Origin of the sequence: Companilactobacillus futsaii JCM 17355 (assembly GCF_001435505.1) — a bacterium.
Taxonomy (GTDB): Bacteria; Bacillota; Bacilli; order Lactobacillales; family Lactobacillaceae; genus Companilactobacillus; species Companilactobacillus futsaii.
On the sequence record NZ_AZDO01000080.1, the window covers coordinates 89,791 to 110,961 of the forward strand.

Below are 21,171 nucleotides of genomic sequence, written 5' to 3' on the forward strand. Positions count from 1 at the left end.
TTTTATGCGTACACCTATTATTGCGGGTAACTGGAAGATGAACAAAAATCCTAAAGAAACCCAAGAATTTTTAGACGGTATCAAAGGCAAGTTGCCAGAATCTGGCGTAGAAATAATCATCGGTGCTCCAGCTATTGACCTTACAACACTTGTTGCAGGTGCAGAAGGTACACCATTGAAGACTGCTGCTGAAAACTCATACTTTGAAGATGCTGGTGCATTTACTGGTGAAACTTCACCTAAGGCGCTTGATGAAATGGGCGTTGATTATGTAATCATCGGTCACTCAGAAAGAAGACAATACTTCAAGGAAACTGACGAAGATATCAACAAGAAAGCTAAGGCTATCTTGAAGAACAACATGCTACCTATCATCTGCTGTGGTGAAACACTAGAACAACGTGAAGCCGGCAAGGCAGAAGACTGGGTAACAGGTCAAATCGAAAATGCTGTTAAAGGCATTTCTGCTGATGACTTAGCTAAATCAGTTATCGCTTACGAACCAATCTGGGCTATCGGTACTGGTAAGACTGCTACTGCTGATCAAGCACAAGAAATGGTTCACGTAATCCGTGAAAAGATTGCTAGCTTGTACGATAACGATACAGCTGATAAAGTACGTATTCTTTACGGTGGTTCAGTTAAACCTGCTAACGTTAAAGAATTGATGGCTAAAGAAGATATTGATGGTGGACTTGTTGGTGGTGCATCAATGGATCCAGAATCATATATTGCTTTGGCAAACTTCAATAAATAATTTACTTTCATTAAGTTATTTATTTTAGTTGCAAAAAAGGTTAAAATTAATCTGTACTAAAACCATAAAGGAGATTTTAAAATATGTCTGTAATTACTGATATTTTAGGCCGTGAAGTTCTTGATTCACGTGGTAACCCAACTGTTGAAGTTGAACTATATACTGAACTAGGTGGCTTTGGCCGCGCACTTGTTCCTTCAGGTGCTTCAACTGGTGAACACGAAGCTGTTGAATTGCGTGATGGCGACAAATCACGTTTTGGTGGTAAAGGTGTTCTTAAAGCCGTTGCTAACGTAAATGACAAGATTGCTAAGAAGGTTATCGGCATGGACGTTACTGACCAACGTGCTATTGACCAAGCTATGATCGATCTTGACGGTACACCAAACAAGGGTACTTTGGGTGCTAACGCTATTCTTGGTGTTTCACTTGCTGCTGCTCGTGCTGCTGCTGACGAATTAGGTCTTCCATTGTACGAATATCTTGGTGGTCCTAATGGTCATGTATTGCCAACACCTATGATGAACGTTATCAATGGTGGTAAGCATGCTGACAACAACGTTGACTTCCAAGAATTCATGATCTTGCCTGTTGGTGCAAAATCAATGCGTGAAGCTGTACGTATGGGTGCAGAAACATTCCATTCACTAAAAGCTGTTCTTGAAAGCCGTGGCTTGAATACAGCTGTTGGTGATGAAGGTGGTTTCGCTCCTGACCTTGAAAACAACGAAGCTCCTTTCAAGATTTTGGTTGAAGCTATTGAAAAAGCAGGTTACAAGCCTGGTGAAGATGTTGCTATTGGTTTTGACTGTGCTTCATCAGAATTCTATGACTCAGAAACAAAGAAATACAATCTTAAAGGTGAAGGCGAAAACGGTGCTAGCCTAACAGCTGACGAATTAATCGACCTTCTTGATGGAATTGTTGAAAAGTACCCAGTTGTTACAATCGAAGATCCTATCGACGAAAACGAATGGGAAGACTGGCAAAAAATTACTGCTAAACTTGGTAAGAAAGTACAACTTGTTGGTGATGACTTGTTCGTTACAAACACAGACTACTTGAAGAAGGGTATTGAAATGGGAGTTTCAAACTCAATCCTTATCAAGCTTAACCAAATCGGTACACTTACAGAAACATTCGAAGCTATCGAAATGGCTAAAGAAGCAGGCTTCACAGCTGTTGTTTCACACCGTTCAGGTGAAACAGAAGATACAACAATTGCTGACCTTGTTGTTGCTACAAACGCAGGTCAAATCAAGACTGGTTCAATGAGCCGTACAGACCGTATTGCTAAGTACAACCAATTGATGAGAATTGAAGATCAACTTGGCGACCAAGCTGAATTCAAGGGTATCAAGAGTTTCTATAACTTGAACAAATAGTTATTTATTGATTGATTAAAACAGCCCTCGGGCTGTTTTTTTTGTACAATAATAGTATCAACTATTGAAGGAGAATTTCTATGACATTAAAAATTGCTTTTATCGGTTTCGGTAAATCGGCTAATCGTTATCATCTACCATATTTGAATATTAGAGATAATTTTGAAGTAAAGACGGTCTATACTCGTAAGGCTCCTAATGAAAAGTTGGCTAAACCTTATCGTGAAAAGGGCGTTACTTTCACTAATGATTTGAGTGATATTTTAAATGATCCAGAAATTGATTTAGTAACGATTTGTACGCCAGCTGCTACACACTACCAATTGGCAAAGCAAGTTATCAAGGTTAAAAAATCGGTGATCGTTGAAAAACCATTCGTTGATACTCTGGATCATGCTAAAGAATTGATTCAATTGGGAAAAGATAATGGTGTTTTAGTTATGCCTTATCAAAATCGTCGTTTCGATGGTGACTATTTAGCTGCTAAACAGGTGATTGATCAAGGATTTTTAGGCGATATCGTTGAAGTGGAATCACACATTGATTACTATCGTCCACATACAGTCAATAATATTGGTACTAAAGAACAAGGTGAATTTTATGGATTGGGAATCCATTTAATGGATCGAATGGTAGCCTTGTTTGGTCGTCCCAATCAAGTTGTCTATGATATTAGAAATACTGAAGTTGAGGATGCCGTCGACAACTATTTTGATGTAGACTTACATTATGGCTCAAAAATGAAGGCCAAGGTCAAAGTAAGTACTGATGTTGCCAAGGAGTATCCAAGATTTATCGTTCATGGAATGAATGGTTCCTTCATCAAATATGGTGCTGATCAACAAGAAAATGACTTGAAAGCTGGTATCATGCCAGGAACACCAGGTTTTGGTGAAGATAGTCCAATGTATTACGGAATTGCTAAATATCAAAATGCCAATGGGGATTGGATCGAAAAACAAATCAAGACGCCACTTGGTGATTATGGATTGTATTACGATTCCGTTTACGATACTTTGGTCAATCATCAACCAAGATTAGTTTTAGTTAGTGATGAAGAAATTCTAACTGACATGGAGATTCTTGAAGCTGGTTTCTATCAACCTTCACCTTCAATTTACAATGTGCCAAAATTAGATATTTAGGGGAGAATCATGAAAGTAGCTGTTACAGATAATGAGAAATTAAGACTAAATTTGGAAGGTGTGTTGGTTGGAATTATCTCCGGAATTCTCGTAAGTATGTTCCGTTGGTCGATTGCACATTCTCTAAAGTTTTATCAAGGTCTTTATGTTACGGCACGAAATAATTCTCTATTAGTTTTGTCGTTATTAGGCTTGATGATTATTATCGGACTGTTTGTCGGATATTTAGTCAAAAAAGAACCCAATATATCGGGTTCAGGTATTCCACAAGTTGAAGCTCAATTAGGCGGCGAGATGCATCTAAATTGGTGGTCAATTTTGTGGAGAAAATTTGTCGGAGGAATACTTTGTATTGGACCAGGTTTATTCTTAGGTCGTGAAGGTCCTTCAATTCAATTAGGTTCGGCCGTTGGTCAAGGTATTGGTGATTTAACACATGATAATAAAGGCGTTAATCAAAGGGTCCTTATTGCCAGTGGTGCTGCAGCCGGATTATCAGCCGCTTTTAGTGCACCAATTGCTGGAGCAATGTTTGTTTTGGAAGAAGTTTATCACAACTTTTCACCAATGGTGTGGATTACTTCTTTAGCTAGTGCAGTGAGTGCTAATTTAGTGGCGTTATATGTTTTTGGTTTACAGCCAGTTTTACGAGTACCTTATCAATTTAGTTTGCCGGTTAAATATTATTGGCATTTGATTATTTTAGGTATCATTTTAGGTTTGATGGGGCGTTTGTACCAAATCGGTACATTATCGATGCCAGCTATCTTTGCTAAAACACGTTTACCTCGTTATATTCATGGAATTATTCCACTGATTTTGATCGTACCCTTGGGAATGATGTACACGCAATTTATCGGTGGTGGTAATTCTGTTATCGTCAATTTAGAAAAATTTAAAGGCGGTTTACTATTCTTAATGGGCTTACTGTTATTGAGATTTGTCTTTTCATTGATTTCTTACGGGTCAGGATTACCTGGTGGAATCTTTTTACCAATCTTAAATTTGGGAGCTATTATTGGTGCAATTTATGCTGTCTTTATGAATCAACTGGGTTTGCTGCCAATTTACTTTGAAAGCAATTTGATTATTTTTGCGATGGCCGGTTACTTTGCTTGTATTGGTAAAGCACCATTTACGGCGATTATTTTAGTCACAGAAATGGTCGGCTCATTGAAACATTTGATGCCACTGGCTGTTTTGTCATTAGTAGCTTATATTGTGGTTGATTTGTTGAATGGTGCGCCTATTTACGAATCCTTAAAGGAACGTCTAAACCTCAATTCAGAATATTTGAATCGTGTCAGCAAGTTTAATGATCGATTAGAGGTACCAATTTATGAAGGTAGTTCGATCGACGGAAAATACATTCGTGATATTCCTTTTCCAAAAGATATTTTAGTGATTGCGGTTTACCGTGGTGAAAGACAATTGATTCCTCGTGGTGATACAATGATCAAAGCAGGGGATCGAATCGTCTTCATGGTCAATGCCGGTCAACGAGCAAAAATATCACAAAAATTGCAAGATTTGATTCAAGGTATGCACTAGAAATTTGACCACTTTTATGTTATTGTTTTAGGAGTGATTTCAGCTTTCAACACCATGAACGGAGGTTTTACAGGTGTATAACATTATCGAAACATTGTTGATAATAGTATCCATTTTGATAATCATTGCCGTATTAATGCAACCTACTAAGCAACAAGATGCTTTGAATGCGTTGTCCGGTGGTGGTGGTGACCTATTCAGCAACCAGAAGAAACGTGGTTTTGAAGCCTTCATGGTTAAGGTTACCTACGTTTTACTAGTATTGTTCTTTGTTTGCTCATTGATACTAGTATACTTATCATCTCACTAAGCAATTTATCCTCCTGAAAGTTACTCAGGAGGTTTTTTGTTATAAGGAGCTACGTATGAAAATTTTACGACCACAACCATTTTATTTTGACGGTGGAACTAGGGCGGTATTGTTGTTGCATTCTTTTTCAGGAACGTCCAATGACATGCGACTATTAGGAAGATTTTTACAGAGAAATAATTTTTCGGCCTATGCTCCGATGCTTGTTGGTCACGGTACTGATGAACCTTTAGATATTTTGGAAAAAGGTAGTCCAGATCAGTGGTGGCAACAAACACAGACTTCAATCGATTTTTTAAAGCAGAAGCAAAAGCAAAAGATTTATGTTTTTGGACTGTCGTTAGGTGCAATTTTTGCGACCCAAGCACTTGAAGAAAATCCGGATGTGATTGCAGGGGGAGTTTTCGGCTCGCCTTTATACAATCAAGAGTTCAAGAACATTAAATCGGCCTTTATGACATATGCTAAAAAGGTGTACTCTTTACAACAGGGCTTAACTGATGTGGAATTAGATGCCAAGATAAGAGTAGTTAGGTCAAAAATCGATAGCAAGATAATGTCGATTCAAAAAGCTTCCGTTGGTGTGACTGAAAAGTTAGCTGAAATAAAACGACCATATTTCATTGGTCAAGGTACGAGTGATAAATTAGTAAATCCAGAAGCTGCTAAATTAGTAGCTCAAGACGTTAAAACATCACAGCTACATTTTTACGATGCAGGGCATGTTTTAACTATCAACCGCGCTCATAATCAATTACAGAGTGACGTGTTAAATTTTTTAGAAAATAATTGAGGATAGAAATGCCAGATAAAGAAAATAAATTAATTGCGGACATCTTAGAGGTTTTTAGAAGCAACCCCGATCGTCGCTACAAGTCAGAACAGATCGAAGACATTTTAAGAATGCATGGGGCTTCAGCTTTCAAACGTGTTGTTAAATCTCTAGCTGTCCTAGAAGGTGAAAGTAAGATTACTTTGACCAACAAAGATGAGTTCAAGATGGCTACGCCAGAAACTGTAGTTGAAGGAACTTTTAAGGGAAATGACAAGGGATTTGGTTTCGTTAGATATGATGAAGTCGACCCTGATGCTTTTATTTCCAGAGACAACACACTCCACGCGGTCAACGGCGATACAGTTGAAGTAAAGATCACTAAACCATCTAATCCATGGATCGACAAGGGACCAGAAGGTGAAATCACTAAGATTGTTGAGAGATCTTTGACTAAAGCAGTCGGTGAATTCCACCCTTATAGTGATTCTCAAGTTAAAAAAACTGGTCACTATGGCTATGTCCAAAGTCATGAAAAGAAAATTGCATCATATATGATTTTCATTTCTGACAAAGGTTTACATCCACAAATGGGTGACATGGTTCAAGTGTCTATCGATGAATATCCAAATGACAAGCACCCTCAAAGTATGGAAGGTACTGCTCTTGAAATCATCGGTAACAAAAATGACCCTGGTGTCGATATCATGTCCATCGTGGTCGACAATGACATCAATCCAGAATTTCCCAACGAAGTTTTAAAAGAAGCTGAAAGTATTCCTGATCACGTTTTAGACTCAGATCGTGTTGGTCGTAAAGACTTGACTAAGAATATGGTTATCACAATCGATGGGGATGACTCAAAAGACTTTGATGATGCAGTTGGTTTAGACATGTTGCCAAATGGTAACTTCCATCTAGAAGTTGATATCGCCGATGTTACGCATTATGTCAAAGAAGGTTCTCCACTAGATGAAGAAGCCTATGCTCGTGGTACAAGTACCTACTTAGTTGATCGAGTAATTCCAATGTTGCCATTTAGATTGTCAAACGGAATCTGTTCATTGAACCCTGGTGAAGATCGTTTGGCTTTGACTTGTGAAATGGAAATCGACCATTCAGGTAATGTTGTTAAACATGAAATTTACCCTAGTGTTATCCAATCAAAATATCGTATGACTTATAACAACGTTAATGAAATTTTGAAGGGTGACGAAGAATTAAATGAAGAATACGCTCCATTAGTACCAATGTTGAAACAAATGGCGCAGCTTCACGAAATTCTCTTCAACAAACGTCACCAACGTGGTGCTATCGACTTTGAAGAAACAGAAGCACAAATCATCGTTGATGAAAATGGCAAGCCAATCGATATCAAGTTAAGAGAACGTGGAACTTCTGAAAAGATGATCGAATCATTCATGTTAGCTGCTAACGAAACAGTCGCTGAACATTACAATGTTAAACACGTACCATTCTTATATCGTGTCCACGAAAAACCTGATGAAGAAAAAATCAAGAACTTCTTTGAATTTGCTGCGGCAATGGGTGTTCAAGTTAAAGGTAATTTGAAAGAGATTACACCAAAGATGTTCCAAAATGTTTTAGCTGATGTTGTCGGAACTCCTGAAGAACAAGTTGTCACAATCATGTTGTTGAGAAGTTTACAACAAGCTAGATATTCTGATGAACCACTAGGTCACTTTGGTTTGGCTGCTAAGTATTACACACACTTTACTTCACCAATCAGACGTTACCCTGATTTGACAGTTCACCGTATGATTCACAGTTATGCTGAACATGGCTTTACTGATGATGAACAAGCTAAGTGGGGCAACAAGCTTCAAGAAATTGCTGAACACACTTCAAGTCGTGAAAGAATTTCTATCAATGCTGAACGTGCCGTTGATGATTTGAAGAAGACTGAATATATGGCTGACCAAGTCGGCAATACTTTTGATGCTGTTGTCAGTTCAGTAACTAGTTTTGGAATGTTCATTCAATTGGATAATACTGTTGAAGGTTTGATTCACATTTCTAACATGAAAGACGACTTCTACGAATTTGACGAAAAGAGTATGTCAATGCACGGTCGTGGAACGGGTAAGATTTTTAAAGTTGGTCAACCAATCAAAGTTAAACTGATCAGAGCAGATGTTGAACACAGACAAATTGACTTTGAACGTGTATTAACTCCAGAGGAACAAGAACAAGCTGATAAACGTGAAGCTGAATTTAAGAAAAAACGTTCAATGCAACATGGCAAAGGTCGTGGCGGTCACGGTCGTCACAATGATCACAAAGGTCATGGCAATGGAAGAAACAGAAACAGTAATAATAATGGAAACAAAAACCATAAGAGACGTGGTAAATACGAAAGACGGTGATTCTGTTGAAGAAACATCATACTAAAGCTGCTAACGAAGTAGCTAATAATCGTAAGGCGCGCCATGATTACAATATTTTAGAAACTTATGAAGCAGGAATCGCTTTGACAGGAACAGAAATCAAATCCGTTCGTGCCAGCAAGATGAACATTAAGGATGGCTTCGTCCAAGCTCGAAATGGCGAACTCTGGTTAGAAAATGTCAACATTAGCATTTATAATCAAGGTAATATCTTTAATCACGATCCTTTACGTAATCGTAAATTATTGCTCCATAAAAAAGAGATTCGTAAGATCAGTTCAAGCATTCAAGAAAAGGGAATCACTGTAGTTCCTTTGAAAGTTTACTTAAAGCATGGTTTTGCTAAAGTATTGATTGGTATCGCCGAAGGTAAGAAACAGTACGATAAACGTGAAACAATTAAGAAACGTGATCAAGAAAGAGAAATTAGGCGTGTTATGAAAAATGCGTACTAGTTTCTCTTTTTTTATATTTTTTAAATGATGGGTAGTAGAATAATTAATAATCAAGGGGGGAATTATTATGAAAATAGGCTTTTTTTCATCATCAACACCAATTACTTATCTTTCACCAAAGAGATTTCAACGGGCCAAAGATTTTTTAACTAGTAAGGGAATAAAATTACAAGCAGGTTCATTGACGCAAAAAAATGACTTTTATCGTTCTGGTAGTATTCAAGCTCGAGCTGATGAGATCAATCAGTTGATTCATGATGATACGATCGATGTCTTGATGGCAACGATTGGCGGATTAGTCACTAATTCTATCTTGGATAAAATTGATTATGATTATTTGCAAAAACATCCCAAGACTATTGTCGGTTATTCAGATACGACGGCCTTGTTATTGGCAATTTCTACTCAGGCACCAGCTTGCAAAATACTCTACGGTCCGGCTTTAGTAGCTTCGTTTGGAGATTCTAAAAAAATTACTGATTATACCTGGCATAGTTTTGAACAAGTTTTAAACAACCAGGAAGTAGAATTAACGGCACCACGTTTTTGGACTGATGAGGCAATCAATTGGGAAGATTACCAACGTCCAAAAAAAATGGTACAAAATCAATGGCATTACATAAAACAACCGATACTAGAAGGAAGAATCGTTGGTGGAAACCTTGATACTATGTCTGGAATCTTGGGTTCCAAGTATTTTCCTAAATATACTAAAAATGACTTATTATTTATTGAAGACGCTGAAAAAGATGCTTCAATTGTTGAAAAAAACTTTTCGATGTTAAAAAACTTTGGTACTTTTGATCAAGTAAAGGGAGTAATTTTAGGAAAACACGCCTTATTTGATGATTTGCACACAAGACGCAAACCGATAGATATTCTTTTAGAGGTATTGGAGAATCGTAAATTACCGATAATTTATGATTTTGATTCTTGTCATACAGTCCCTATGATGACTACTCCGATAGGTGCTTGGGCTAGATTTGATGCTTCTAAGATGCAAGTAACTTATCGGCAATCTTAATATGATAAAATTAAGGTATTAAAGTTACTGGGGGATACGATGAAGAAAATTTGGGGTATTTGGAGTCTAATTTTTGGCCTATTATTGATGTTTATAATGACTTCAACGGTCAAAGCTGATGGCGATTATCGAATAGAAAAGTACAACGTTACAGCAGACATCCAAAAAAATGGTGATATCGATTTAACGCAAAAAATTACCTATCAATTTGATGGTGACTTTAAGGGAGTGTACTATAACCAAGATATTGCTGGAATCGATGGAATCACACCGCCAGAAGTTTATATCAATGATGGTTATACGAATACACAACTGACTCAAAGTAATTCAGAACAAAGGAATACTTTCAAAGTCGATAAAACGAAAAATAAAGTTAATATTAAAGTTTATCATCCGGCATCAACTCAAAGATTAATTTATACGTATAAGTATCATCTATTAGGAGCTATTACTAATTATGTTGATACGGCGCGGCTAAACTGGAAAATAATCGGTGATGGTTGGCAAAAAGATTTACACAACGTTGTTTTAAGAATTAATTTACCACAAAATAACGTTCCTAAATTGCAGGCTTGGACTCACGGGCCTTTAGACGGATATACGAAAGTTGATCGTAAGGATGGCTCTGTCAAAATGACCATTGAGACGGTTCCTGAAGGGGAAGCTGTAGAGTCTGAAATACTCTTTCCAACAACAGTAACGGCCGATAATCCTAAAGTGGTCAATAAAAAAATTAAACAAAAAGTTCTCGACCATGAAAAGCAATTGGTTTTGGATGCTAATGCTAGTCGAGAACGCAAAAAATGGATTTATATTGTTTTGATGGCTCTAGGATACTTAGTAGTCGCAGGGATCTTTATTGGACGCTTAGTCAGTATCAAAAAACATCCTGGCAATAAACATTTTCATCCCACGCCTTTACATCATTTCTTCGATGAGCCTAAGTTTTTGCCTAGTATGACGAAGGTGATCCTTGACCGTAGTGATAAAGCTGATAGTTTATCGTTGACGGCTGATTTGTTGTATGAAGTAGGTAAGAGACGCATGGCTATCAGAAAAGTTAAAAAGACTTATGAAATAACTGCTTTAGTCCCACCGACAAATCCGTTTTTCAAATTTTTAATTGAAAATATTGGAGATGGTAAAAAAGTTACCTTAAAACAAATCAAGACTGCGGCGAAAGGATATCATACGGCTAAAAATGATATCGCACAGCAATTTGAAAGCTGGTCTAAAGATGCTGCTAAAGGGCGTGAGAAGTATCTCGACTTGGAAAATATTCGAATCGTTGATAACTTCCGTTTAACAGCAGTAGTGGTTCCAAGTATTTTATTTCTGATGTTTATCATTGCGGCAATTTTTGGCAAAGAGCTATTAGTTTTAGGAATAGTTTATGTATTGATAGCGATTCTTTCTTGGATCATGTTGTGGATAGCAAAAAGAAAAATTACTCCTTATACCGATTTGGGAGAACAAGAAGTTAACGAGATAAAGGCTTTCAAGCGGATGCTTTCTGATATCGACGATATTAAGATGGCAGAAGTTGGAGATTTGATTCTCTGGGAGCAATTCTTGCCTTATGCGGTCGTTTTCGGAGTTTCAGATAAAGTTATTAAGGCCTTGAAGGTAAACTTCACTACCGAGCAAATTAACGATTCTATGATAGTTCCATATTATATCGGAGCAACTAGTCTCTTAGGTTCAAAGAATGGTTTTGAATCTGCCTTTGTTGGAGCAATCAGTGCTGGTGGTGGTATTGCTGGAAGCTCATCAAGTATCAGCGGTGGATCGGGTGGTTTTTCTGGCGGTTCATCAGGTGGTTTTGGTGGAGGTTCCGGTGGTGGAGCCTTTTAGAACCAAAAAAAATAGACCGAGATTAATTTCTCAGTCTATTTTTTTTGCTTTATTAGACATTGCGACGTTTGAAGTAAACAATTCCGGATAGGAGTACCAAGCCCAAGAAAGTAGCTGTCAAACTATTTTTTTCACCAGTTTGAGGAAGCTTACTTGAATTGTTAGAGCCATTATTGGCATTGCCAGGATTGATTGGGTTAGTGATTAATCCACCTTCATTACCATTGTTGTTATTGTTGGAACCAGGGTTTTCTGGGTCAACAATTACACCACCGTTGTTGTCGCCGTCACCATTACCGTCAGTATCAGGAGTTTCGGTATTGCCTTCATTTCCATTGCCATCGGTTCCTGGTGTTTCGTTACCTTCATTACCATCAGTTAATTTAGGATCGGAAGTTTCAAGGGTACCTAATTCAATGTCACTATCAGTAATAGTAAATTCGATTTTTTCATTGTTGATGCCGTAGCCATCGGGAGCTTTAGTTTCAACGAAATAATAACTACCAGGGTTTAAGTTATCAACTTTGATGACACCTTCGTCATTAGTTTGGAAGACGCCTAATTTAGTACCATCAGCATCATAAAGTGTATATTCAGCACCTGCAACGCCAACTTTTTCTATATCCAATAAGTCAGCGTCATATTTGATCATTGAAGCACTGAAACTACCATCGCCACCAGTTTCTTTTTCGTTATCGATTGAAATAATAGCTGGGGCCTGTGTTTCATCACTAATAGTAAAGGTAATATCTTTGTTATTTAAGATGTATCCATCAGGAGCTTTAGTTTCTCTTAAAATATAATTTCCATAAGGGATGTTGTACATGTGACCATAACCGAGTTGATCAGTTGTGATATGGCCGATTACTTCATTAGTGTTAGCATCGATTACGTCAAATTCAGCACCTGCTAAACGATAACCAGTTGCGGCATCGAGTTTTTGAATAATGATTGAACCTTCTTTTGAGTCAACGGGTTCATCTTTAGTCTCAACTTGAACAGCAGTTGTTGTCTGACCAGTGATTGTAAATGGAATTTCATTTGGATTTTGTTGATAACCATCTGGAGTGGATGTTTCAACAAAGTAATAATCACCAGCAGGTAATTTATCAACTGTAATTTGACCATTTGTATCAGTTACTAAATCTGATTGAATTAAAGTATCTTCATTAGCATCTTTTCTGTAAAGACTGTAAGTAGCACCAGAAATTAAAGTATTATTTTCATCGGCACTAGTTTTGGTCAAGACAACTGAACCTAAGATATTATTACCGTTACCACTACCAGAATTAGAGTTACCAGTTACACTACCGTCAGCAGCTGCCATATTTGTACCGGTACTTGAGCCATTACCCCAAGTGAAGTCAGCGTGATTTTTGAACTTATGACCATTTGTTGCATTATCAGGATCGTTGATTTTTGTTTGGAAAGTAACAGCATAAAATTGATTATCTTTGGGAAGACCATTGATGATAAAACCATTACCATCTTCAGCATATGTATATTCTGAACTATTTAATTGATATCCCTTTTTGTAGTAACCAGGTGATGTCCAACTAGCCTCATAAACATTAACTGAACCTTTGATAAAAGCTTGGTCGTCATTAATGTTGTTTTCAATGATTTTTAGATTAGGCATTTCAGCACTATTGCGATTAGCAAGAATCGTCCAAGTAATAATGGCATCACCGTTTTCGTCAGTACCGATGACTCCTTTTTTAGAAAAATCAGCATCTGATGAAATAATTGTCATATTATCATTAAAGTCTCCGATGACAACATTATTATTACCAATATTTGCACCCTTTCCAGGGCCAATTCCTGTCAGGATGCTAATTGAACCTTTGAAATCTTTTTGATTTTCAATTTGTTCATTAAAAGTAACTGTTAAAGTATTAGAATTTGCATCTAATACACCAGTACCAATTAAGGTACCCGCATCATTATAAAACGGAATAATTTCACCATTTCGGGTAACTTTTAATGTATCTGGAAATTGTATTTCCCAAGTGTCACTGTTATGCAGTTCTATATCTTTAGCGTCCCAATCAAGAGTCAGATTTATATCGCTAGCTGTACCATAATCTTTTTGCTTTATCGAAATTCCGCTCAATAAATCATTGGTTTTATATTCAGCCGCCTGAGCTTCGCTAGGATGACTAGCAAAAACCAAGATAACTAGACCCAAGGCAGCCACAAATGCTGCTAAAAAAGTACGTAATTTTTTCCCCATTTCTTTTCCCCTTTCTATAGATTACATAATTAATTATAAAAGAAATGATATGTTTAAAACAGGGTAGTGAAGAAAATTATTAATAAATTAATTTAAGCTTATAAAGCCTGACGAATGGGAGATTTTCCACTCTCATCAGTACCATATATTGTGAAATTTTAGAAATCTATACAATATCTAGAATATAAGTGATATTATAGTGAATGTTGTTTTTTAAGAAACTAATAGATAAATTTAATTCACTTATTGGAGGATAATAATGATGATCGTATTGAGCGGCGCAATTGGAGCCGGTAAGAGTTCATTGGCTACGGTGTTATCAGAACATTTAGGAACAGAGGCTTTCTATGAACAAGTTGATAATAACCCAGTTTTGCCACTATTTTATAAAGACCCTAAGAAGTATGCTTTCTTATTGCAAATCTACTTCTTAAACAAACGTTTTGAATCAATCAAGAAAGCTATGGTACAAGATAACAACGTTTTGGACCGTTCAATCTATGAAGATTCACTTTTCTTCCATATGAATGCTGATATGGGACGTGCTACACCACAAGAAGTAAAAGTTTATGATGAATTGTTAGCTAATATGATGCAAGAACTACCATACGCTGCTGCTAAAAAGGCTCCAGATTTGCTAGTGCACTTGGATATTTCATATGACACAATGATCCACCGTATCGAAAAGCGTGGCCGTTCATATGAACAACCAGAACAAGATCCAACTTTGCCAGAATACTACCATAACTTACTTTCACGTTATGATGGTTGGTATGATGAGTATGATTACAGTCCTAAGATGAAGATTGACGGCGACAAGTATGACTTCGTTGAAAATCCTGAAGATCGTAAGAAGGTTCTTGAATTGATCGATGAACAATTGCGTGTTCGTGGTACTTTAGACTAGTTAATTAAAAGCCTAGGATAATTCTTGGGCTTTTTTGTTGCTTGCTAGTATGCGTAAAATAAGATACCCTATTAAAGGCAGTTTGCACTGGTAACCTGCTATGAAATTAAAACAGTGGAGGTTTTACTTTGAGTAATTTAAAAACAAGAGATATTACACAATTAGCATTGATTGCAGCTTTGTACGTAGCTGTGACGATTGCTCCAGGAATTTCAGCATTTTCTTATGGTCAAATTCAATTCCGTGTTTCCGAAATTTTGATGTTATTGCCATTTTTTAATCATAAGTATAGTTGGTCGTTGATCGTGGGATGTTTTGTTTCTAATATTTTCAGTGCTTCATTAGGAGTAGCTGATTTGATCTTAGGGACTTTGGCAACTGCTATTGCTTGTCTAATTATTACTAGAATTCCTGCTGATAACAAATTTTTATGGGCGGTTCCAGTTGTTTGTGCCGTGGTCAATGGAATTATTGTTGGAGCAGAACTTCATTTTATTTTGAAGTTGCCATTTTGGCTTAATTTTGTCACAGTCGGCTTGGGTGAGTTGGTCGTTGTGGCAATCGGTACAGTAGTATTCTATTTCTTGATGCAGAATCAAAGTTTCAGTAAATTAATAAGGTAAGACGTAGGTGGGGGAAGTGATTCCTCCATTTTTTTGTTATAATCTACTTTATAAAGTATTGTGAGGAGATGTGTTTATATGAATATCGGAATTTTTACCGATACATACTTCCCTCAAGTCAGTGGGGTAGCTACATCGATCCAAACCTTGAAGAGTGATTTGGAGCGTAAAGGTCATTCAGTTTATATTTTTACAACGACTGATCCTAATGTTCCTAAGAACACGATTGAGCCAAACATTTTCCGTTTAGCCAGTGTTCCGTTTATTTCTTTTACTGATAGAAGAATCGCTATTCGTGGGATGTTTCATGCTGTCGATTTAGCTAAAGAATTAAAATTAGATATCATTCACACGCAAACTGAATTCTCGTTAGGTATGATGGGTAAATTTGTTGCAAAGCAACTCAAAATTCCATTTGTTCACACATATCACACAATGTATGAAGACTACTTACATTATGTATTGAACGGACATTTGTTGAAGCCATATCATGTTAAGCAGATGACACGTTTATTTTTAAAGAATGCTTCAGGAGTAGTTGCTCCTAGTAAGCAAGTTAAAGAAACGATGGATCGTTATGGTATTAAAGCACCAGTCTCAATTATTCCAACTGGTGTCGATTTGTCAGAGTATACTAAGCCAGTCAATGCTTCAGCCGTTCGTGAAGAGTTAGGGATTTCTGAAGATACACCAGTAATTTTAATGCTGAGTCGAATTGCTTTGGAAAAGAAGATTGACCATATGTTAAAATCGATGCCAGAGTTATTGAAGTATAATCCTAAGATTATGTTAGTTATCGTGGGCGATGGTCCTGATATGGATGAATTAGTTCAAATGAGTCAGGATTTAGGAATCAGTGATAATGTTATTTTTACGGGTGAAGTTGAGCACGACAAAATTTCGCCTTATTATCATATGGCTAATCTATTTGTTTCCTCAAGTGATACCGAATCACAAGGTTTGACGTATATTGAAGCAATTGCTTCCGGGACAAAGATTGTCGTAAGAAGTGCACCTTATACAGATGCTCTTTTGACTGATCCTTCCGTTGGGGTTACTTTTAGTGAAGATGACCAGTTAGTACCAAAAATCAAAACTTATTTGGAACATCCTAATTCTTTTGATGATCGTGATGCCCGTAAAAAAGTTCTATACGGCATCTCATCGGATGGATTTGGTAATTCAATTCTAGACTTTTACCATCGTTCCGAGGACTACTTCGTAAGAGAGAAGCTTTCAGATTCATCAATCGATCCAGAGGAGTATTCTAATGATTAAAATTAATATGTTTTCATCAGCTGATAAAGTTGCCGGACAAGGAGTTGGCAGTGCTTATAAAGAATTGATCAACTTGTTAAAGGAACACTTTAGTGATGAATTTGAGGTCAAAATCAATGATTATTCAAAGAGTGATTTGAGTCATTATCATACGATTGACCCTCAATTTTATGCATCAACTTTTTCAAAAAAGCGTGGACGTAAAATTGGCTACGTACATTTCTTGCCCGAAACTTTAGAAGGCAGCATCAAATTACCTAAGCCCGCACGCAGTATTTTTTATAAATATGTCATCAGTTTTTACAAGCGAATGGACCAAATCGTGGTAGTTAATCCAACTTTTATTGATAAATTGGTTGCTCATGGTTTGGATCGTGACAAGATCAAGTACATTCCTAATTTTGTTTCAACTGATAATTTCTATGAAAAAACAGCTGAAGAAAAAGCTGAATTTAGAAAGAAAATTGGTATCCCAGAAGATAAATTTGTCGTCTTTGGGGATGGTCAAGTCCAAGAGCGCAAAGGAATTGATGATTTTTATAAATTAGCGCAAACTAATCCAGACATTGAATTTATTTGGGCTGGTGGTTTTTCTTTTGGCAAGATCACTGATGGGTATGATCGCTATAAGGACATGATTGACAACGCTCCTGCCAATATGAAATTTACAGGAATAGTTGATAGAAATGACTTAGTAAATTATTATAATATTTGTGATTTATTTTTATTGCCTTCGTATGATGAACTGTTTCCAATGTCAGTTTTAGAAGCATTCAGTTGTGGTGCACCAGTCTTATTAAGAGATTTGGAATTGTACCGGGCTATTATTGATGGTTACTATCAAAAAGCTGATGATTTTTCTGATATGAATGCTTTTATTAACAAGGCTAACCAGGATCGTTCTATCTTGGATGGTTTTAAGAAAAAATCTAAAGAAGCTGCCAAACAGTACTCAGAAGATAATTTGAGTAAAATCTGGTATGATTTCTATACGAGTCAATATAAAATTGCTAAACAGGGTAAATAATGAATAGAAAACACATAGCAGCATTATTTGTAATGCTAGGATTGGGAATAGGTATTTTTTGGTGGGAAGCCAAAGATATCGATTTCAATTCTTTAGTTTCGACCTTTAAAGGGTTAAATTATTTCTGGCTAGCGGTGGCATTCTTATCAATTTTGTTATCGTATGGCGTTGAAGCAATGGTGTTACATACCTTACTTAAGAAAAAAGAAGATCGGAAGTTTAGTTGGTGGGAAATGTATCGCATACCTCTGATTCAAGCTTTGTTCAATGCAATCACACCATTTTCTTCTGGTGGTCAGCCAGCTCAATTAGTTGGTTTGATGCAATCAAAAATTGATGGTGGACGTGCTAGTTCAGTGTTATTGATGAAATTTGTCATCTATCAAGCGATGGTGTTAGTTAATTTCATTATTGCAATGTTAGTTAGTTTCAAAAGTGTGGCACAGCATTTTTCAGGTCTTGCTACGTTAATAGTATTTGGAATGGTGATCCACGTTACAACGATTTCTTTTTTGTTGATGATCATGTATTATTATGATTTCACCAAGAAGATGGTGCAAATCGTGTTGAAACCGGTTTTATTTTTTCTTAAAGAGAAAAAGCGTGATAGAATTTTACAGTCAGCTATGAGTAGTATCGATAGTTTCTACAAAGAGAGTTTAGTTTTGAAGCGTGAGAAGAAAAAAGTTATAAAGGCTTCCTTACTGACAATCTTGCAGTTATTCTTGTATTACTTCGTAGTTTACTTTGTTTTACTAGCATTGAATTGCGACCATGTAAATGTCGTTGACGTTTTAGTCATGCATATCATGATCGTAATGATTGTCTCAATCTTCCCAATCCCTGGTGGATCAGGTGGGGCAGAATTCAGTTTCAAGACTTTGTTTGCTGGATTTATACCTTCTCCTTCAGGTCTTGTTTTGGGTATGTTTTTATGGAGATTTATTACGTATTATTTGGGGATGTTCTTAGGGATTATTGCTGTTTCGAAAAAACCGAAAATTGAACAACAAGTTGCTAATAAATCTATGGAGCGAAAATAATGAAGCGTATTACTAAAAGTATTTCTAATTTTTTAAATACTAGGCTGGGTTTTGTGATCCTGGCTGTATTTTTATATACTCTTAAAACCATTTATGCTTATGAAACTAAGTTTAATCTGGGTGTTAAGGGATCGATTCAAACATTCTTGATGATCATCAATCCAATACCAGTAATGCTGTTATTGTTTGGTATCTCACTGTACATGAAGGGTAGAAAATCATATATTTTTCTACTGATTGTTGATTTCTTGGATACAGTCTGGCTATTCTCGAATATTTTGTATTACCGAGAATTCTCTGACTTTTTAACTATGGTACTTATCAAAGGTTCAGGTTCAGTTTCAAATAACCTTGGTAAAAGTATTTTAGGTATTTTGAAGCCAACAGACTTTTTAGTCTTCACTGATATTATTATTCTGATATTATTGTTAGCCTTTCACGTTATTAAGGTTGATATTAGAAAACTAAATTGGAGAATTCCAGTGTTGGTTAGTTCTTTAGCTGTCTTGCTATTTGGAGCTAACTTAACTTTAGCTGAAAGTGATCGTCCACAACTTTTGACAAGAACTTTTGATAATAACTACATCGTTAAATATTTAGGACTAAATGTTTTCAATGTTTACGATATGGTCAAGACTACTAAGACGAATGCGGTTAAATCTCAAGCTAAGAGTTCAGATATTGACTCGATTGAAAAATATATGAAGAATAATTACGTTCAACCTAATGTCGAATATACTGGTGTCGCTAAAGGTAAAAATGTCTTTATTATTCATTTGGAGAGTTTGCAACAATTCATGATCGACTTTAAGTGGGATGGTGAGGAAGTAACTCCTAACTTGAATAAGATTTATCATGAAGATGATACACTTAGCTTTGATAATTTCTTTAACCAAGTTGGACAAGGTAAAACTGCCGATGCTGAAATGATGTTGGAAAACTCACTTTTTGGATTGCCAGAAGGTTCAGCTATGGTTACTGATGGTACAACGAATACTTTCCAAGCAGCTCCTGCTATTCTAGATCAAGAGGCTGGCTATACTAGTGCTTCGTTCCACGGGGATGTTCCTAGTTTCTGGAACCGTGATAATGCTTATAAATCATGGGGATACGACTACTTCTTTAGTTCAAATTACTATAAGGAAAAGAAGAGCTACAATATCGGTTATGGTATGAAGGACAAGATTTTCTTGAAAGATTCTGCTCAATATATTGAACAGTTGCCACAACCTTTCTATGCTAAATTGATTACTGTTACGAACCACTATCCTTATACATTGGATAAGAAGAACCAAACTATTTCTAAGACTGATACTGGTGATAGTACCGTTGATGGCTATGTACAAACAGCGCGTTACTTGGATCAGGCAATTGGTGAATTCATGAACTGGTTACAAGAAACTGGCTTGGATAAGAATAGCATGGTTGTTTTATATGGGGATCACTACGGTATTTCTAATAACCATAATAAGGCCATGGCCAAATTGACTGGGATCAAAGGCTTCAACGACTTTAATGATGCCCAATATCAACGTGTACCGTTCATGATCCATATGGATGGTTTGAAGGGCGGCATTAACCATACTTATGGTGGTGAAATTGATGTCTTGCCAACATTGTTGAACTTACTAGGAATCAGTAATAAGAATATGATTCAATTTGGTAGTGATTTATTATCAAGTGAGCACTCGCAAGTAGTAGCGTTTAGAAATGGTGATTTTGTCACGCCTGAGGTAACTAAGGTCGGTAGTACTTACTACAATACTAAGACGGGTAAAGTAGATAAGAAGATATCTGCTGCTGAAAAGGCTAAGTTATCGAATAAAGTAACGACCGAGTTGTCGTTGTCAGATCGTGTTATCAATGGAGATCTTTTGAGATTCCATAAATTGCCAGGATTTAAGAAAGTTAATACTAAAGACTATTCATATAAGAAGAGTAAAGCTTTGAAACAACTCAAGAAGGCACGTACTAAGAAGGGAACTAGTTTATTAGCACAAAACGACAATAAGTCGATGGTAGACTTGTATCAAACAGATGCGCCTGAATTGAGCTCAAACAAATAGTTTAAAGCATTGGAGATATTGTCTCTGATGCTTTTTTTGTTTGCTTTAATGACGAAGTAAAAGGATATAAACGAAGTAATGAACTAAGATATGATTTATTTCACAAAAAAATTCAACTTTTTTGTGAAAAAGGGTTGCGCACCTCTATTCTAATTGGTAATATATATCTTGTTGTTGCGACAGAGCAACGGCGTCAACGGATTCAAGCCTTACAGCTTTCCAAGACGTCATAAATTATTTAAAAAAAGTGCTTGACTTGTTCTTACATCTTCGATAAGATAATTAAGTTGTCTGTTAGACATCACCTAACAAATCATTATTTGCTTGATGATT

The 21,171-nt window shown here is 36.5% G+C and carries 17 protein-coding genes; 16 read left to right on the forward strand and 1 reads right to left on the reverse strand.

All coding sequences use genetic code 11. The annotated features are described in order from the left end of the window. The first annotated feature begins 4 nt into the window (after window positions 1-4). From tpiA to FC88_RS06860, 10 genes are all read left to right on the forward strand, one after another. On the forward strand, window positions 5-757 hold the full coding sequence (gene tpiA / locus FC88_RS06815) for a triose-phosphate isomerase (RefSeq protein WP_057814086.1): 753 nt from the start codon (window positions 5-7) through the stop codon (window positions 755-757). Window positions 758-840: 83 nt separating this feature from the next. Then, on the forward strand, window positions 841-2,142 hold the full coding sequence (eno, locus tag FC88_RS06820; RefSeq protein ID WP_057814088.1) for a phosphopyruvate hydratase: 1,302 nt from the start codon (window positions 841-843) through the stop codon (window positions 2,140-2,142). An 80-nt stretch (window positions 2,143-2,222) separates the two neighbouring features. Continuing rightward, window positions 2,223-3,287, forward strand: coding sequence for an oxidoreductase (locus FC88_RS06825; RefSeq protein WP_057814090.1), 1,065 nt, complete (start codon window positions 2,223-2,225; stop codon window positions 3,285-3,287). 9 nt (window positions 3,288-3,296) lie between these two features. Beyond that, window positions 3,297-4,838 (forward strand): ClC family H(+)/Cl(-) exchange transporter, encoded by a 1,542-nt coding sequence (locus FC88_RS06830; protein ID WP_057814096.1) that lies wholly within the window; start codon window positions 3,297-3,299, stop codon window positions 4,836-4,838. A 73-nt stretch (window positions 4,839-4,911) separates the two neighbouring features. Next, a complete protein-coding gene (secG, locus tag FC88_RS06835; RefSeq protein WP_010020475.1) occupies window positions 4,912-5,148 on the forward strand; it encodes a preprotein translocase subunit SecG in 237 nt (78 codons plus the stop codon). A gap of 55 nt (window positions 5,149-5,203) precedes the next feature. Beyond that, the gene (locus FC88_RS06840) at window positions 5,204-5,941 is read left to right on the forward strand and encodes an alpha/beta hydrolase (protein WP_057814098.1); all 738 of its coding nucleotides are present in this window, start codon (window positions 5,204-5,206) and stop codon (window positions 5,939-5,941) included. A gap of 8 nt (window positions 5,942-5,949) precedes the next feature. After that, window positions 5,950-8,307, forward strand: a complete 2,358-nt coding sequence (rnr, locus tag FC88_RS06845) for a ribonuclease R (protein ID WP_057814099.1) — start codon at window positions 5,950-5,952, stop codon at window positions 8,305-8,307. A 2-nt stretch (window positions 8,308-8,309) separates the two neighbouring features. Then, entirely contained in the window at window positions 8,310-8,783 is a 474-nt protein-coding gene (gene smpB, locus FC88_RS06850) for an SsrA-binding protein SmpB (RefSeq protein WP_057814153.1), read from the forward strand. 67 nt (window positions 8,784-8,850) lie between these two features. Continuing rightward, complete coding sequence (locus tag FC88_RS06855) at window positions 8,851-9,807, forward strand: S66 family peptidase (RefSeq protein ID WP_057814107.1); 957 nt, start codon at window positions 8,851-8,853, stop codon at window positions 9,805-9,807. Window positions 9,808-9,846: 39 nt separating this feature from the next. Beyond that, window positions 9,847-11,661, forward strand: coding sequence for a DUF2207 domain-containing protein (locus tag FC88_RS06860; protein ID WP_057814116.1), 1,815 nt, complete (start codon window positions 9,847-9,849; stop codon window positions 11,659-11,661). A gap of 52 nt (window positions 11,662-11,713) precedes the next feature. Here FC88_RS06860 and FC88_RS06865 read toward each other — a convergent pair whose 3' ends face one another. Continuing rightward, entirely contained in the window at window positions 11,714-13,894 is a 2,181-nt protein-coding gene (locus FC88_RS06865) for an LPXTG cell wall anchor domain-containing protein (protein ID WP_057814125.1), read from the reverse strand. A 262-nt stretch (window positions 13,895-14,156) separates the two neighbouring features. Here FC88_RS06865 and FC88_RS06870 point away from each other — a divergent pair, with 262 nt between their 5' ends. The 6 genes from FC88_RS06870 (at window position 14,157) to FC88_RS06895 (ending at window position 20,838) form a co-directional block, all read left to right on the forward strand. Further along, window positions 14,157-14,801, forward strand: coding sequence for a deoxynucleoside kinase (locus tag FC88_RS06870; RefSeq protein WP_057814156.1), 645 nt, complete (start codon window positions 14,157-14,159; stop codon window positions 14,799-14,801). Window positions 14,802-14,929: 128 nt separating this feature from the next. Beyond that, window positions 14,930-15,424 (forward strand): QueT transporter family protein, encoded by a 495-nt coding sequence (locus FC88_RS06875; RefSeq protein ID WP_057814127.1) that lies wholly within the window; start codon window positions 14,930-14,932, stop codon window positions 15,422-15,424. A gap of 78 nt (window positions 15,425-15,502) precedes the next feature. Next, window positions 15,503-16,702, forward strand: a complete 1,200-nt coding sequence (locus FC88_RS06880; RefSeq protein ID WP_057814132.1) for a glycosyltransferase family 4 protein — start codon at window positions 15,503-15,505, stop codon at window positions 16,700-16,702. Beyond that, window positions 16,695-17,729, forward strand: coding sequence for a glycosyltransferase family 4 protein (locus FC88_RS06885; protein ID WP_057814139.1), 1,035 nt, complete (start codon window positions 16,695-16,697; stop codon window positions 17,727-17,729). Before FC88_RS06880 ends, FC88_RS06885 begins: the two co-directional genes overlap by 8 nt. Next, on the forward strand, window positions 17,729-18,772 hold the full coding sequence (locus FC88_RS06890; protein ID WP_057814140.1) for a lysylphosphatidylglycerol synthase transmembrane domain-containing protein: 1,044 nt from the start codon (window positions 17,729-17,731) through the stop codon (window positions 18,770-18,772). The genes FC88_RS06885 and FC88_RS06890 overlap by 1 nt, the downstream gene beginning before the upstream one ends. Continuing rightward, a complete protein-coding gene (locus FC88_RS06895) occupies window positions 18,772-20,838 on the forward strand; it encodes an LTA synthase family protein (protein ID WP_057814142.1) in 2,067 nt (688 codons plus the stop codon). Before FC88_RS06890 ends, FC88_RS06895 begins: the two co-directional genes overlap by 1 nt. The last annotated feature ends 333 nt before the right edge of the window (window positions 20,839-21,171 follow it).